Source organism: Micromonospora sp. CPM1 (assembly GCF_023896895.1).
Lineage (GTDB): Bacteria > Actinomycetota > Actinomycetes > Mycobacteriales > Micromonosporaceae > Micromonospora > Micromonospora tulbaghiae.
This window is the reverse complement of sequence record NZ_JAMHIU010000001.1, coordinates 567,658-582,488: the sequence shown is the minus strand read 5'-3', so window position 1 is coordinate 582,488 and position 14,831 is coordinate 567,658. Positions and strand designations below refer to the sequence as shown.

At 73.4% G+C, this 14,831-nt stretch carries 10 protein-coding genes; 6 read left to right on the top strand and 4 right to left on the bottom strand.

Translation table 11 applies throughout. The features are described from left to right. Positions 1–14 precede the first annotated feature (14 nt). The 3 genes from M8C11_RS02185 (at position 15) to M8C11_RS02175 (ending at position 6,477) form a co-directional block, all read left to right on the top strand. Positions 15–245 (top strand): DUF2188 domain-containing protein, encoded by a 231-nt coding sequence (locus M8C11_RS02185; RefSeq protein ID WP_013286814.1) that lies wholly within the window; start codon positions 15–17, stop codon positions 243–245. 235 nt (positions 246–480) lie between these two features. Continuing rightward, positions 481–5,946, top strand: a complete 5,466-nt coding sequence (locus M8C11_RS02180; RefSeq protein WP_252448094.1) for a carboxyl transferase domain-containing protein — start codon at positions 481–483, stop codon at positions 5,944–5,946. Positions 5,947–6,084: 138 nt separating this feature from the next. After that, positions 6,085–6,477, top strand: a complete 393-nt coding sequence (locus tag M8C11_RS02175) for an SCO5389 family protein (RefSeq protein WP_252448093.1) — start codon at positions 6,085–6,087, stop codon at positions 6,475–6,477. A 40-nt stretch (positions 6,478–6,517) separates the two neighbouring features. On the opposite strand, the gene M8C11_RS02170 is transcribed toward M8C11_RS02175, so the two are convergent. Further along, a complete protein-coding gene (locus M8C11_RS02170) occupies positions 6,518–6,922 on the bottom strand; it encodes a Fur family transcriptional regulator (RefSeq protein WP_013286817.1) in 405 nt (134 codons plus the stop codon). A 229-nt stretch (positions 6,923–7,151) separates the two neighbouring features. Between M8C11_RS02170 and M8C11_RS02165 the strand changes: the two genes are divergently transcribed. The 3 genes from M8C11_RS02165 to M8C11_RS02155 are packed head-to-tail and all read left to right on the top strand — an operon-like array spanning position 7,152 to position 9,570. Beyond that, positions 7,152–7,703, top strand: a complete 552-nt coding sequence (locus tag M8C11_RS02165) for a copper chaperone PCu(A)C (RefSeq protein ID WP_252448092.1) — start codon at positions 7,152–7,154, stop codon at positions 7,701–7,703. Next, positions 7,700–8,926, top strand: coding sequence for a Dyp-type peroxidase (locus M8C11_RS02160; protein WP_252448091.1), 1,227 nt, complete (start codon positions 7,700–7,702; stop codon positions 8,924–8,926). Before M8C11_RS02165 ends, M8C11_RS02160 begins: the two co-directional genes overlap by 4 nt. A gap of 20 nt (positions 8,927–8,946) precedes the next feature. Continuing rightward, positions 8,947–9,570: a copper resistance CopC family protein gene (locus M8C11_RS02155; RefSeq protein ID WP_252448090.1), complete on the top strand. Its 624-nt coding sequence runs from the start codon at positions 8,947–8,949 to the stop codon at positions 9,568–9,570. 118 nt (positions 9,571–9,688) lie between these two features. Here M8C11_RS02155 and M8C11_RS02150 read toward each other — a convergent pair whose 3' ends face one another. The 3 genes from M8C11_RS02150 to araA form a co-directional block, all read right to left on the bottom strand. After that, positions 9,689–10,678, bottom strand: a complete 990-nt coding sequence (locus M8C11_RS02150; RefSeq protein WP_199733094.1) for a LacI family DNA-binding transcriptional regulator — start codon at positions 10,676–10,678, stop codon at positions 9,689–9,691. A 317-nt stretch (positions 10,679–10,995) separates the two neighbouring features. Further along, complete coding sequence (locus tag M8C11_RS02145; protein ID WP_252448089.1) at positions 10,996–13,065, bottom strand: RICIN domain-containing protein; 2,070 nt, start codon at positions 13,063–13,065, stop codon at positions 10,996–10,998. A gap of 248 nt (positions 13,066–13,313) precedes the next feature. Continuing rightward, on the bottom strand, positions 13,314–14,816 hold the full coding sequence (araA, locus tag M8C11_RS02140; protein ID WP_120569493.1) for an L-arabinose isomerase: 1,503 nt from the start codon (positions 14,814–14,816) through the stop codon (positions 13,314–13,316). Positions 14,817–14,831: the final 15 nt, after the last annotated feature.

Below are 14,831 nucleotides of genomic sequence, written 5' to 3'. Positions count from 1 at the left end.
AGGGAGCTGACGGCATGGCGAAGGGCGACATCGACACCTACCAGCAGGACGGGCAGTGGAAGAACCGCCCGGAGGGCAACGAGCGCGCGACCAGCCGCCACGACACCAAGGCGGAGGCCGAGGCGGCCGGCCGGGAGATGGCGGCCGAGCGCGGCGCCGAGCACGTGATCAAGAAGCAGGACGGCACGATCGGCGAGAAGAACACGTACCCCCGCAGCCGCGACCCCCGGGAGATCCCGGGCTGAGCACTCAGCGCAGACGCGATACGGCGCCGGATCCGTTCGGGTCCGGCGCCGTATCGCGTACCGGCGGGTAGTGAGTGGCTGGCTAAAAACTTTTGTTCGGTTCCTACAACGGTCCCCACACAGGCTTCGGCCGTTACGACATGGCGCCGCCCGCGGACAGGCGGAAAGGTGAGGCAGGCCGGGGGCATCGCCGCGCCCGGCGCGCAGGAGTGGGTCAACCGAAGGGGACGGTCACGTGTTCACCCGTGTCGCCATCGTCAACCGTGGTGAGGCCGCGATGCGGCTCATCCACGCGGTCCGGGAACTGGCCGCGGAGACCGGCAGCCGGATCGAGACCGTCGCGCTGTACACCGACGTCGACCGTACCGCCACCTTCGTCCGCGAGGCGGACGTCGCCTACGACCTGGGCCCCGCGTCCGCCCGCCCGTACCTGGACCTCAAGGCCCTGGAGCGCGCGCTGGTCGAGACCCGCGCGGACGCCGCGTGGGTGGGCTGGGGTTTCGTGGCCGAGGACCCGGCGTTCGCCGAGCTGTGCGAGAAGATCGGCGTGACGTTCGTCGGGCCGAGCCCGGACGCCATGCGCAAGCTCGGCGACAAGATCGGCGCGAAGCTGATCGCCGAGGAGGTCGGCGTGCCGGTCGCGCCGTGGAGCCGCGGCGCGGTGGAGAGCCTGGAGGACGCGCTGCGCGCGGCGGCCTCGATCGGCTACCCGCTGATGCTCAAGGCCACAGCCGGTGGCGGCGGGCGCGGCATCCGGGTGATCCGCAGCGACGCCGAGCTGGCCGACGCCTACGAGCGCACCAGCCAGGAGGCCGCGCGGGCGTTCGGCAGCGGCGTGGTGTTCCTGGAGCGCCTGGTCACCGGCGCCCGGCACGTCGAGGTCCAGGTGATCGCGGACGGCCAGGGCACCGCGTGGGCACTCGGGGTACGGGACTGCTCGGTGCAGCGGCGCAACCAGAAGGTGATCGAGGAGTCCGCCTCGCCGGTGCTGAGCCCGGAGCAGACCGCGGAGCTGAAGGCGTCGGCGGAGCGGCTGGCGGTCGCCGTCGGCTACCGGGGCGCGGCCACTGTCGAGTTCCTCTACCACCCGGGCGACCGGCTGTTCGCGTTCCTGGAGGTCAACACGCGCCTTCAGGTCGAGCACCCGATCACCGAGTCGACCACCGGGTTCGACCTGGTCAAGGCGCAGCTGCACGTGGCCGGCGGCGGCCGGCTGACCGGCGAGCCGCCGGTCGAGCGCGGGCACGCGATCGAGGCGCGGCTCAACGCCGAGGACCCGGACCGCGACTTCGCCCCCTCCCCCGGCCGGATCACCCGGCTGGACCTGCCCGCCGGTCCCGGTATCCGGGTCGACACCGGGGTCAGCGAGGGCGACACCATCCCGGCCGACTTCGACTCCATGATCGCCAAGATCATCGCGTACGGCCGGGACCGGGACGAGGCGCTGGGCCGCCTGCGCCGGGCGATGGCGAACACCACTGTGGTCATCGCCGGCGGCGCGACGAACAAGAGCTTCGTGCTCGACCTGCTCGACCAGCCCGAGGTGATCGACGCCAGCGCGGACACCGGCTGGATCGACCGGGTACGCGGCGAGGGCCGCCTGGTCGCGCACCGGCACTCCGCCGTGGCGCTCGCCGCCGCCGCGATCGAGGCGTACGAGGAGGACGAGACCGCCGAACGGCAGCGGCTGCTGTCCACGGCGGCCGGTGGCCGCCCGCAGGTGCAGCACCGCAGCGGCCGGCCGCTGGACCTGAAGCTGCGCGGCGTGACCTACCGGATGCGGGTGGCCCGGGTCGGCGCGCACCGGTTCCGGGTCGGTGTCGAGGCCGGTGGCGACGTCCGCACCGCCGACGTCGAGCTGGACCGCTTCGACCGGCACACCGGCCAGATCGCCGTCAACGGCGCCCGGTTCCGCCTGCTCACCGACACCCACGGCCCGGTCCACCTGGTCGAGGTGGACGGCGTGACGCACCGGATCAGCCGCGACGAGGGCGGCGTGCTGCGCTCCCCCATGCCGGCGCTCGTGGTCGCCACGCCGCTCCAGGTCGGCGCGGAGGTCGAGGCCGGGGCGCCGGTGCTGGTGCTGGAGGCGATGAAGATGGAGACGGTGCTGCGGGCACCGTTCCGGGCCCGCCTCAAGGAGTCGTCGGTGGCGGTGGGCACCCAGGTGGAGGCCGGCGCGCCGCTGCTGCGCCTGGAGCCGGTCGCCGACGACGACGCCGAGGCCGCCGACGGCCCGGCCGGACCGGCGGTCGAGCTGGACCTGCCCGCCGCGCCCGCGGACGTGCCGGCGCGGTCCCGGGCCGAGCGCGGCCAGGAGGACCTGTGCGCCCTGCTGCTCGGCTACGACGTGGACCCGCACGACGAGCGCCGGGTGCTCGACGACTACCTGGACGCGCGGCGGGCCGCCACCGAGGCCGGGCACCGGCCGCTGGCCGAGGAACTGGACCTGGTCGGCGTCTTCGCCGACCTGGCCGAGCTGAGCCGGAACCGGCCCGGCGGCGACGACGGGCCGGGCGGGCACGTGCACAGCGCCCGCGAGTACTTCCACACCTACCTGCAGAGCCTCGACGTCGAGCGGGCCGGTTCCCCCGAGTCGTTCCGGACCCGCCTGGCGAAGGCGCTCGCCCACTACGGCGTCACCGAGCTGGACCGCTCCCCCGAGCTGGAGGCCGCGGTCTTCCGGATCTTCCTGGCCCAGCAGCGGGCCGCCGCCGACGCCACGGTGATCGCCGCGCTGCTGCGCTCCTGGTTGCGCGAGCCGCCGCCGGACGAGGCGCTGCGCGAGCCGGCCGGCCTCACGCTGGAGCGGCTCGTCGCGGCCACCCAGGTCCGCTTCCCGGTGGTCGCCGACCTGGCCCGGGGCGTGGTGTTCGCCTGGTTCGCCCAGCCGCTGCTGCGCCGCAACCGGGCCCGGGTCTACGCCCAGGTCCGTACCCACCTGCGGCACCTCGACGCGCAGCCGGACGCGCCGGACCGCGCCGAGCGGATCGCCGAGATGGTCCGCAGCACCGAACCGCTGGTCCGGCTGCTCGGCCAGCGCCTGGTCCGCAACGACCTGGACAACGCGGCCATGCTGGAGGTGCTGACCCGCCGCTACTACGGCAACAAGGCGCTCACCGAGGTGCGTACCCGCACCGCCGGTGGTTGCACGTTCGTGGTGGCCGGGCGGGACGGGTCGAGTGTGGTCTCGGCCGCCGTACGCTTCGACGCGCTCGGCGACGCGCTGCGCGGCCTGGCCGAGGTGGCCCGCGACTGCGAGGCCGTCGACGCGGACGTCTACCTGGCCTGGGAGAACCAGCCGGCGGACCTGGACGCCACCGCCGCCGCGCTGCTGGACGTGGTCAACGCGCACCCGCTGCCGCAGCAGGTACGCCGCCTCACCACCACCGTCGCCGGCCGTGGCGGCGCGGTGATGCACCACCACGTCACGTTCCGCCCGGCGGAGGGCGGCGGGATGGCCGAGGAGCGGCTGATCCGCGGCCTGCACCCGTACATCGCGCAGCGGATGCAGCTGGAACGGCTGCGCGAGTTCGACCTGACCCGGCTGCCGTCGCTGGACGAGGAGGTCTACCTGTTCCAGGCGGTGGCCCGGCAGAACCCGTCCGACCAGCGGCTGGTGGCGTTCGCGCAGGTGCGTGACCTGACCGAGCTGCGGGAGCAGGACGGCCGCCTGGTGGCGCTGCCGACCACCGAGGACACGGTGGCGGCCTGCATCGACTCGATCCGCCGGGCGCAGTCGCGGCGGCCGTCGAAGTCGCGGTTCCCGACCAACCGGATCGTCGTCTACGTGTGGCCGCCGAGCGAGCTGACTCGCGAGGAGATGGAGCTGATCGCCGGGCGGGTACGCCCGACCACCGTGGGCGCCGAGCTGGAGGAGATCCTGTTCATCGCGCGGCAGCGCGACCGGCGTACCGGCGAGCTGACCAAGGTGGGCGTGCGGATCACGTTCGACGTGACCGGGCACGCGCAGCTGACGGTGGGCGAGCCGCCGGCCGAGCCGGTCGAGCCGCTGGACGACTACCGGCTGAAGGTGCTGCGGGCGGCCGGGCGCAACACGGTCTACCCGTACGAGCTGACCGGCCTGCTGGGCGACTTCGTCGAGCACGACCTGGACGCGGACCACCAGCTGGTGCCGGTGGACCGGCCGAAGGGCCGCAACAGCGCGGCGATCGTGGCCGGTGTGGTGACCACCCCGACGCCGCGGCACCCGCAGGGCGTGACCCGGGTGGTGCTGCTGGGCGACCCGACCAAGTCCCTCGGCGCGCTGTCCGAACCGGAGTGCCGGCGGGTGATCGCCGCGCTGGACCTGGCGCAGCGGATGGGCGTGCCGCTGGAGTGGTACGCGCTGAGCGCCGGCGCCCGGATCTCGATGACCTCCGGCACCGAGAACATGGACTGGGTGGCCGCGGCGCTCAAGCGCATCGTCGAGTTCACCCAGGACGGCGGTGAGATCAACATCGTGGTGGCCGGCATCAACGTCGGCGCCCAGCCGTACTGGAACGCCGAGGCGACGATGCTCATGCACACCAAGGGCGTGCTGGTCATGACGCCGGACTCGGCGATGGTGCTGACCGGCAAGCAGTCGCTCGACTTCTCCGGCGGCGTCTCCGCCGAGGACAACTTCGGCATCGGCGGCTACGACCGGGTGATGGGCCCGAACGGGCAGGCGCAGTACTGGGCGCCGGACCTGCCGGCCGCGCGGGACGTGCTGATGGCGCACTACGACCACACGTACGTCGCGCCGGGCGAGCACGCCCCGCGCCGGGCCGTCACGATGGACCCGGTGGACCGGGACGTCTGCGGCTATCCGCACGCGGTGGCCGGCAGCGACTTCGCCACGGTGGGCGAGATCTTCTCCGCCACCGCCAACCCGGACCGCAAGAAGCCGTTCGACATCCGTACCGTCATGCGGGCGCTCGCCGACCAGGACCACCCGGTGCTGGAGCGCTGGGCCGGCATGGCCGACGCGGAGACCGCCGTGGTGCAGGACGTGCACCTCGGCGGCATCCCGGTGTGCCTGCTCGGCATCGAGTCCCGCTCGGTGCCCCGGCACGGCTTCCCGCCCACCGACGGCCCGGACACCTACACCGCGGGCACGCTGTTCCCGCGCTCGTCGAAGAAGGCCGCGCGGGCGATCAACGCGGCGAGCGGCAACCGGCCGCTGGTCGTGCTGGCCAACCTGTCCGGCTTCGACGGCTCACCCGAGTCGATGCGCAAGCTGCAACTGGAGTACGGCGCGGAGATCGGCCGGGCGATCGTCAACTTCCGCGGCCCGATCGTGTTCTGCGTGATCTCGCGCTACCACGGCGGCGCGTTCGTGGTCTTCTCCAAGGCGCTCAACCCGGACATGACGGTGCTGGCGATCGAGGGGTCGTTCGCCTCGGTGCTCGGTGGCGCGCCCGCCGCGGCCGTGGTGTTCGCCGGCGAGGTCGCCGCCCGCACCGCGGCCGATCCCCGGGTACGCGACCTGGAGGCGAAGGTCGCCGCCGCGGCCGGCACCGAGCGGGCGACGCTCACCGCCGAGCTGGACGAGCTGCGCTCGTCGGTGCGGGCGGAGAAGCTGGGCGAGGTGGCCGCCGAGTTCGACCGGGTGCACAGCATCCAGCGCGCGGTCGAGGTCGGTTCGGTCGACGCGGTGATCCGGGCCGCCGAGCTGCGTCCCCGCGTCATCGAGGCGATCGAGGCGCGCCTGCGCTGACACGTTCCATCGCCGGACGGCGGGCGGGCCTGCGGGTCCGCCCGCCGTTTCGCGTGCGCCGGTGCTTGACGGGCCGCCGGCCGCGTGGTGTGCTCAGTTGGTAATGGAAACCGTGTTCGTTAGTGCTCCGGAGGAGACATGTCGCTCACCGTTCCGCCCGCCCTGCTGCACGCCGCCGAGACCGGTCCCGTGAACGAGGAGGAGTTCGTCGCCTGCGTCCGCGACTCCCTGCCGTACGCCTGGGAGACGGTCAGCCGGGTCGCTGCCGACCTGGCCGCGTCCGACGCCGAGTTCGCCGACAACGTGGTGCCGCCGCCCGGCGACGCCGAGCGCGGGCAACTGCTGCGCGCGCTGGCCAGCGACGCGATCCGCGCCGGCCTGGAGCGGCACTTCGGGGTGACGCTGGCGTTCCAGAACTGCCACCGGGTCGCGGCGTTCCGCCCCGGCGCGGCCGGCTCCGAGGCGTACCGCCGGTTCACCTCCAGCCGCGGCCAGTTGCTCAACCAGTCGCCGGCGCTGCGCAACTGCTGACCGGACGCGCGGGCGGGCCACCGCCCGCCCGCGGCACCGCTCAGGCGGCGCAGCGGTCGCAGGTGCCGAAGATCTCCAGGGTGTGCCCGACGTCGGTGAAGCCGTGCTGGGCGGCGACCTGGTCGGCCCACCGCTCGACGGCCGGGCCGGCCACCTCCACGGCCCGGCCGCAGCGGCGGCAGACCAGGTGGTGGTGATGGCGGCTCTGGCTGCACCGGCGGTAGAGGTGCTCGCCGCCGGGCAACCGCGCCGAGTCGATCTCGCCGTTGTCGACGAGCATCTGGAGCGTCCGGTACACCGTGGTCAGGCCGACCTTCGCCTGCCGCTGGACGAGCATCTGGTGCAGCTGCTGCGCGCTGTGGAAGCCGTCCAACTCCCGCAGCAGCGCCAGCACCTCGGCGCGCTGACGGGTGTTGCGGGTCGCCCCGGTCGTCGCCTGGGTCACCGTCGCCTCCCTCGTCCGGGCGCCCGCCCGGCACCCTCGTCCGGCCGCGGCCGCGCCCGGCGCGCCACGTGACACCCGGAACCATTATGCCTTCCGGCCGCACCGCCGATCCCGGGTCCGGGACGCTCCGCCGCCTGCGGTGTGACGTGCCCGACCGCCCCGGCCGGAACTATCCGGCGTACCGCGCCGACAAACGGTACGAACACCGGATCTTCGAGGGGACGACGTCATGCCCAGCACCACCAGCCGCCGCTTCCTGCGCCCGGCGGCCCTGATCGGCGCCGCCGTGCTCGCCGCGTCGGTCACCGCCTGCGGGTCCTCCGGCACGCCGTCCGCCGTCCCGCCGGGCTCGGCGTCGGCGAGCGCGGCGGCGGGCGTGCTCACCGTCCGCGACCCGTGGGTGAAGGCCGCCGACAAGGGCATGACCGCCGCGTTCGCCACGCTCGCCAACGACGGCGACACCGACATCACGATCACCGGGGTGACCACCGACGTGTCCCGGGCCGAGATCCACGAGATGGCCATGACCGGCGGGACGATGGCGATGCGGCAGAAGCAGGGCGGCGTCGTGGTCGCCGCCCGCTCCCGGGCCGCCCTGGAACCCGGCGGCGACCACCTGATGCTGATGGACCTGACCCGCCCGGTGCGGGCCGGCGACCAGCTCGACATCACGCTCACCTTCGCCGACGGCCGGACCCAGACGTTCACCGCCGTGGCGAAGCCGTTCACCGGCGCCCAGGAGACGTACGCGCCCGGACACGGCGCGAGCCCGGCGTCATGACCGGCACCGGCACACCCGCCCGCCGGGTGAGCCGGCGTGGCCTGCTCACCGGCGGCGCGATGGCCGCCGGGGGCGCGCTGACCGGCGCGGGCGCCCTCGCCGCCGTCCGTCCCCAGGGGGTACGCCCCGACGACGCCGTCCCGGTGGCACACGTCGGCAGCGCGGTCGAGCCGTTCCACGGCACCCGGCAGTCCGGCGTCACCACCGACCCGCAGGCACACGCGGCGTTCGTCGCGTTCACGCTGCGCCCCGGCACCGACCGGGCGGCGCTCGGGCGGATGCTGCGGCTGCTCTCCGACGACGCGGCCCGGCTCACCCAGGGCCGCCCGGCGCTGGCCGACACCGAGCCGGAACTGAGCGTGCTGCCGGCCCGGCTCACCGTCACGTTCGGTTTCGGTCCCGGGCTCTACGCCGCCGCCGGGCTCGACGACCGCCGGCCCGCCTCGGTGGCCGAGCTGCCCGCGTTCGGCATCGACCGGCTGCAACCCCGCTGGTCCGGCGGGGACCTGCTGCTCCAGATCTGCGCCGACGACCCGCTCACCGTCGCCCACGCCCAGCGGGTCCTGGTCAAGGACAGCCGCCCGTTCGCCGTCGTCCGCTGGGTGCAGCAGGGCTTCCGCCGGGCGGCCGGCGCCGAGCCGGGGCGTACCCAGCGCAACCTGTTCGGGCAGCTCGACGGCACCGCCAACCCGAAGCCCGGCACGCCGGCCGACACCGCGGTGTGGGTCACCGACGGACCGGACTGGCTGCGCGACTCGACGACGCTCGTGGTGCGGCGGATCAGCATGAACCTGGAGACCTGGGACCTGCTGGGCCGCACCGACCGGGAACTCGCCGTCGGGCGGCGTCTCGACACCGGCGCGCCGCTGACCGGCCGGGCCGAACACGACGAGCCGGACTTCGCCGCGCTCGGCCCGGACGGGCTCACCGTCATCCCCGACTTCTCGCACCTGACCCGGGCGCGCGTCACCGACGACCGGCAGAAGATCCTGCGCCGGCCCTACAACTACGACGGCGTGCCGACCCCCGAGGGGAACGCGGACAGCGGCCTCGTCTTCGCCTCGTACCAGGCCGACGTCGCCCGCCAGTTCCTGCCCGTCCAACGCCGGCTCGCCGAGCGCGACCTGCTCAACGAGTGGACCACCCCGATCGGCTCCGCCGTGTTCGCCGTACCGCCCGGCTGCCCCGAGGGCAGCTGGATCGGCCGGCAACTGCTCGGCTGACCACCACAGGAAGGCGCGTCATGCGTACCCGTTCCGTCACCGCGCTGTTCGCCGCGGTCCTCACCGCACTGCTGCTGGTCCCGGCCACGCCCGCGGCGGCGCACAACTCGCTCCAGGAGGCCACGCCCGCGCGCGACGCCCGGCTCACCGCCGCGCCGACGCAGGTCACGCTGCGGTTCCTGCAACGGCTGAACCCCTCGTTCACCACCATCACGGTCAGCGACGCCGGTCAGCGCACGGTGCCCACGTCCGCACCGGCGGTGGACGGCGCCACCGGCACGGTGACGATCGACGAGCCGCTGGGCAACGGCACCTACACCGTCGCCTACCGGGTGGTGTCCCGCGACGGCCACCCGGTCCAGGGGTCGTACCGCTTCACCGTCGCCGACCCGGCCGCGCCCGCGCCGTCGGCTCCCGCGTCGCCGTCGGCTCCCGCGTCGTCGGCGGCTGCCGCGTCGTCGGCGGCTGCCGCGTCGACCGGCACGGACGCCGCGGGCGAGCCGGATGCCTCAGTCGCGCGGTCCGGCGACGACAGCCGGCCGGTCGCGCTGCTGGCCGGTGGGGCGGTCGCCGGGCTGCTCGTGGTCGCTGGGATCGTGCTGCTGGTCGCGCGCCGGGCGCGCGCTCGTCGCACTGACCACTGAGGACCGGACCACACGGCGGGATCGGCGGCGGGGTGCACGGGCCCTCGGCGGGCCGGCCTCGGGTGAGTGAGCGCCGGCCCTTCGGCGGGCCGGCGACGGTGAGCGCGCCGCGAGCGCCTCAGCGGGCGGGCGGCGGGCCGACGCTGCGGCGCGGCACCAGCGTCGGCGCGATCGTCTGCCGCAGCGGCCCGACGGTCGGCGACTCGATCTGCGCCAGGAGCAGGTCCAGGCTGGCCGCGGCGACCGCGCCGAAGTCCGGCCGCACCGTGGTCAGCGGCGGGATGAAGTACGCCGCCTCGGGGACGTCGTCGAACCCGACCACGCTGATGTCGTCGGGGACGCGGCGGCCGTGCTCGTGCAGCGCCCGCAGCACGCCCAGTGCCAAGTGGTCGTTGGCGGTGAAGACGGCGGTGACCTCCGGCATCCGGGCCAGCATCTGCCCGCACCGGTAGCCCGCCGCCGCCGACCAGTCGGCCGGGACCAGCGGCGGGATCTCGGCGCCGGCCTGCCGCAGCGCCTCGCGCCACCCCTCGATCCGGCCGGCGCTGTCGAACCAGTCCGACGGGCCGGACACGTGCCACACCGTGCGGTGCCCGGCGGCGAGGAGGTGCTCGGTGGCGGCCCGGGCGCCGGCGACCTGGTCGACAGTCACCAAGGGGATCGGCCGGCGCGGGTCGCCGTCGACAGTCACCAGCGGCACGTCCTGGGGCAGCCGTTCCAGCGCCTCCCCGGCGGACTCGACCGGCGCGATGACCACTATGCCGGCGACCCGGTGCGCCAGGTGCCGTTCCACGGCGGCCGAGATGGAACGGTGGTCGAGGTCGCGGACGCTGCCGACGCTCACCGCGAAACCGGCCTCGGCGGCCGCCTGCTCCAGCGCGGCCAGCAGTGACGCCGGACCGTAGAGCGTGGTGTTCTGCGCGACCACGCCGATCACCTGGGACCGGCCGGTCACCAGCGCGCGGGCCGCGCGGTTGGGCCGGTAGCCGAGTTCGGTGATGGCGGCCTGCACCCGCAGCCGGGTCTGCTCACGCACGTTGGGATGCCCGTTGAGCACCCGGGAGACCGTCTGGTGCGACACCCCGGCGAGGCGGGCCACGTCCGTCATCGCAGGACCGCGCACGGCCACCTCACTTTCGCCACTGCCCGCGGCCACACCCGGTCGATCTCGACCGGACCGGCCCGGGTGGCGACAGTCTACGCCAGCGGTCCCATCGGTATCGGCACCGTGGATCGACCGTTCACATCGTGGCGCGGCGATATCGCGGAATCGACCGACGGCTCATTCCCTTCCGTTACGCAGCGGCGTGAACAGGCAGCTCGGGAGCTGTGGAATTGAGCCCGGGGTGCGGCATTTCCGGTGATTGCCGGTGCCCCACCCCGGGCTATTGAAGATGTGTCAACGGCCGCGAATGGTGACCGTTGTCACGGTGTTGTCAGCGAGAACTGCCGCACCGTCACCGCGCCACCCAGCGATTGGGTGGCGTAGTTGAAGAAGCCGAACCGGTACCCCATGAAGAACTGCCACGCGTTGTTGAGCGTCAGCGCGTTCCCGAGCGGTACGAAGTTCACCCCGTCGGTGCTGTAGGAGAACCGCGCCTGCCGTCCGGAGCCGGGCCGGATGTCGGCGTTGGCCCGCAGCCAGATCCGCCCGCCGGACACCGCCGCACCGGCGATCTCCGTACCGGTGCTGGTGGTGTTCCAGTTGTTCGAGCCCATGGTCAGGCCGTTCGTCATCACCACCCGCGTCGCGCCGTTGTCCCGCCGTACGCCGATCCAGGCCGAACTGTCGCGCAGCATCGCCAGGCCGGCCCGGTCACCGTCGCGCATGCCCGAGTAGTCCAGCTCGATCGTGCCGGTCGAGGTGGGGCCCTGGATGCGGTGGGTGAGCGTGTTGCGGGCCCGGTACAGGTCGTTCGTCACGCTGGCGGTCTGCAGGCGCAGGCCGTTGTTCACCGACCACCGGCTGTTGTCCGGGTTGTGGTTCCACTCGTACTGCACGCCGAGCGTGGTGCCGGAGAACGTGTCGGTGCCGGTGAGCGGCTTGACCGGGCGGGTCGGCAGCGGGTTGGGGTAGCTCGCGCCCCAGGCGCCGTTGACGGTCTGCACCTGCGGCCAGCCGTCGGAGGTCCAGGTGATCGGCGCCAGCGTCGGCATCCGGCCGCCCGGGTACGCGTCGGTGAACGCCATGTAGTACCAGGCGCCGGTCTGCGTCTGCACCAGCCCGCCCTGGTGGGGCACGCCGCCGCCGGAGATCGGGCCGGGCAGGTTGAGCAGCACCTGCCGCTGCTCGTACGGGCCGAACGGGCCGTTCGTGGACTTCAGCACGTACTGGCCGTTGGCCGGACGGGTCAGCCAGATGTAGTACGCGCCGTTGCGCTTGTAGAAGCGCGCGCCCTCCAGCGTGCCGATGCTCGACGGCGTCTGGTAGACCTGCTGGGCCCGGACCTGGCTGCGCCCGTCGGCGGAGAGCTGGGCCACGCTGATCGTGCCGTTGCCGTACGCGACGTACATGGTGTCGTTGTCGTCGATCAGCATGCCGGCGTCGTAGTAGCAGTTGGGGATGGTGGCCAGGCGGCTCCACGCCCCGTCGACGGCGCCCGCCGTGTAGATGTGGGTCTGCGCGAAGTCGATGCAGCCGGCCCAGTAGAACGTGCGGTTGCTCGGCCGGTAGTTCAGCGTCGACGCCCAGATGCCGTCCACGTACGCGTGCTCACTGCTGCTCAGGTCGTACTTCGAGCCGAAGTCCAGCCGCGGTACGGAGTGCCCGGCGAACTCCCAGTTCACCAGATCCCAGGAGCGCAGCACCGGTGCGCCCGGCGAGTAGTGCATGGTGGAGGCGGACATGTAGTAGACGTCGCCGACCCGGATGATGTCGACGTCGGCGAAGTCCTGCCAGACGGCCGGGTTGGTGAAGCTGCCGCCCGGGTTGCCCGGGTTGTCGCCCACGCGGACGAGCTGCCACTGCTGGTTCGCGCCGTTCCAGTCGTCGTACTGGACGATGTTGCCGCCGTCGGCGGTGGAGGCGTTCTGCACCTCCATGACCTTGTTCGAGTTCCGGTTGATCAGCCGGACGTACCCGCTGTCGGAGTCGGCCAGCCGGAACTGCTGGTTGGTGCCGCCGTGGTCGGTCCACTGGACCACCGCCGCGCCGTTGGCGGTGGACGCGCCGGTCACGTCGAGCACCTTGCCCGAGTGCCGGGAGCGCAGCCGGTAGTAGCCACCGCCGGAGTCCACGAACTGCCACTGCTGCCAGGCGCCGTCGTTGCGCGTCCACTGGGTGATCCGCGCGCCGTCGTTGGTGGCCTGGTTGTACAGGTCCAGCGCCCTGCCGCTGTTGCGGTTCACCAGCACGTAGTACGCGCTGGTGTCCACTGTGGCAGCCGATACCGGCGCCGGCACGGCGCCCACCACCACGCCGCCGACAAGCAGCGCCACCACCCCGGCCAGCAGCCGGGACAGGCTTCCACGTCCACGGGACAGTCGAGCCGTCACCACGATCCTCCTTCGTCGACCGGAGCCCGGGCGCGGCGGTACGCGCCGACGACGGCAGCGTTATCGCTAACAGCGATGCCCACCCAGGCGAGAGTCGGATCCCTGGCAACTGCGGCGCAGATCGCGCCCGGAACGGCCCGCGAGCGGTGCCGGTGACCCTATCCATCGACTGTGAGCGATAACATGCCGTTCGTCAAGGCGTAACGTGCGGCCCGCCGCGCGGGCCGGCACGGACGGCGGGCGGCGGCTCAGAAACCCCGGGCGAGCCGGTAGTACGCCTGGTTCCAGCGCAGCTCGTCGGCGAAGCGGTGCGGGCGCGTCTCGGCGTCGATGACCACCAGTTCGGTCCGGGCCATCGCGGCCAGGTCGCGCAGCTCCTCCACGCCGACGGCCTGGGAGAGCACGGTGTGGTGCGGCGCGCCGGCGGTGATCCACGCCTCCGCCGAGCCGGCCAGGTCGGGCTGCGGACGCCAGACCGCGCGGGCCACCGGGAGGCGGCGCAGCGGGTGTGGCGGCGGCACCACGTCCACCGCGTTGGCGACCAGCCGGAACCGCTCCCCCATGTCCGCCATGCCCAGGACGACAGCCGGGCCCGGTGCCGCGTCGAACACCAGGCGTACCGGGTCCTCCCGCCCGCCGATGCTCAGCGGGTGCACCTCCGCGCTCGGCACGTCGGCGGCGATGCTCGGGCACACCTCCAGCATGTGCGCGCCGAGGATCAGCTCCTGACCGAACGTCAGGTCGTAGGTGTAGTCCTCCATGAACGAGGTGCCGCCCGGCACGCCGACGGCCATCGCCTTGAGCGTGTGCACCAGCACCGAGGTCTTCCAGTCCCCCTCGCCGCCGAAGCCGTAGCCGTCGGCCATCAGGCGCTGCACCGCGATCCCGGGGAGCTGCCGCAGCCCGCCGAGGTCCTCGAAGTTCGTGGTGAACGCCCGGAAACCACCGGCGTCGAGGAACGCGCGCAGGCCCAGCTCCTGGCGCGCCGCGTACCGCAGGGAGTCGTGCCGGTCCCCGCCGGGCCGCAGCTCGGACGCGACGCGGTAGGTGTCGTCGTACTCCTTGACCAGGTCGTCGACCTGGGCCTCGGGCACCTGGTCGACGGCGGCGACCAGGTCGTTGACGCCGTAGGTGTTGACCGAGACGCCGAAGCGCAGCTCGGCCTCGACCTTGTCCCCCTCGGTGACCGCGACGTCGCGCATGTTGTCACCGAAGCGGGCCAGCCGCAGCGTCCGCACCGCCGACCAGCCGATCGCGGCGCGGGCCCACGCCGCGACCCGCCCGACGACCCGCGGGTCGGTGACGTGGCCGGCGACCGTCTTGCGGGCCACCCCGAGCCGGGTCTGGATGAACCCGAACTCCCGGTCGCCGTGCGCGGCCTGGTTGAGGTTCATGAAGTCCATGTCGATCTCGTCCCACGGCAGCGCCACGTTGGCCTGCGTGTGCAGGTGCAGCAGCGGCGTGCGCAGCGCGTCCAGCCCGGAGATCCACATCTTCGCCGGGGAGAACGTGTGCATCCAGGCGATCACCCCGACCGCGCCCTGCGCCGCCGCGTCCCGGCAGGCCGCGAGGATGTCCGCGCTGGAGGTGAGGACCGGCTTCCAGACCACGCGTACGGGGATGTCCGGCGACTCGTCCAGGCGCGCGGCGATCTGCCGGGACTGCTCGGCGACCTGCCGCAGGGTGTCCTCGCCGTAGAGGCCCTGGCTGCCGGTGAGGAACCAGACCTCGGGCTGGGGGTGAGTTGCCATGTTGTTGCCTTCCGC

Excerpts from the sequence above, each read along its gene's own strand:
- M8C11_RS02185 (WP_013286814.1), top strand. The coding sequence starts at position 15 with ATGGCGAAGGGCGACATCGACACCTACCAGCAGGACGGGCAGTGGAAG.
- araA (WP_120569493.1), bottom strand. The coding sequence starts at position 14,816 with ATGGCAACTCACCCCCAGCCCGAGGTCTGGTTCCTCACCGGCAGCCAG.
- M8C11_RS02160 (WP_252448091.1), top strand. The coding sequence starts at position 7,700 with ATGACCGGCACCGGCACACCCGCCCGCCGGGTGAGCCGGCGTGGCCTG.
- M8C11_RS02175 (WP_252448093.1), top strand. The coding sequence starts at position 6,085 with ATGTCGCTCACCGTTCCGCCCGCCCTGCTGCACGCCGCCGAGACCGGT.
- M8C11_RS02155 (WP_252448090.1), top strand. The coding sequence starts at position 8,947 with ATGCGTACCCGTTCCGTCACCGCGCTGTTCGCCGCGGTCCTCACCGCA.
- M8C11_RS02150 (WP_199733094.1), bottom strand. The coding sequence starts at position 10,678 with ATGACGGACGTGGCCCGCCTCGCCGGGGTGTCGCACCAGACGGTCTCC.
- M8C11_RS02165 (WP_252448092.1), top strand. The coding sequence starts at position 7,152 with ATGCCCAGCACCACCAGCCGCCGCTTCCTGCGCCCGGCGGCCCTGATC.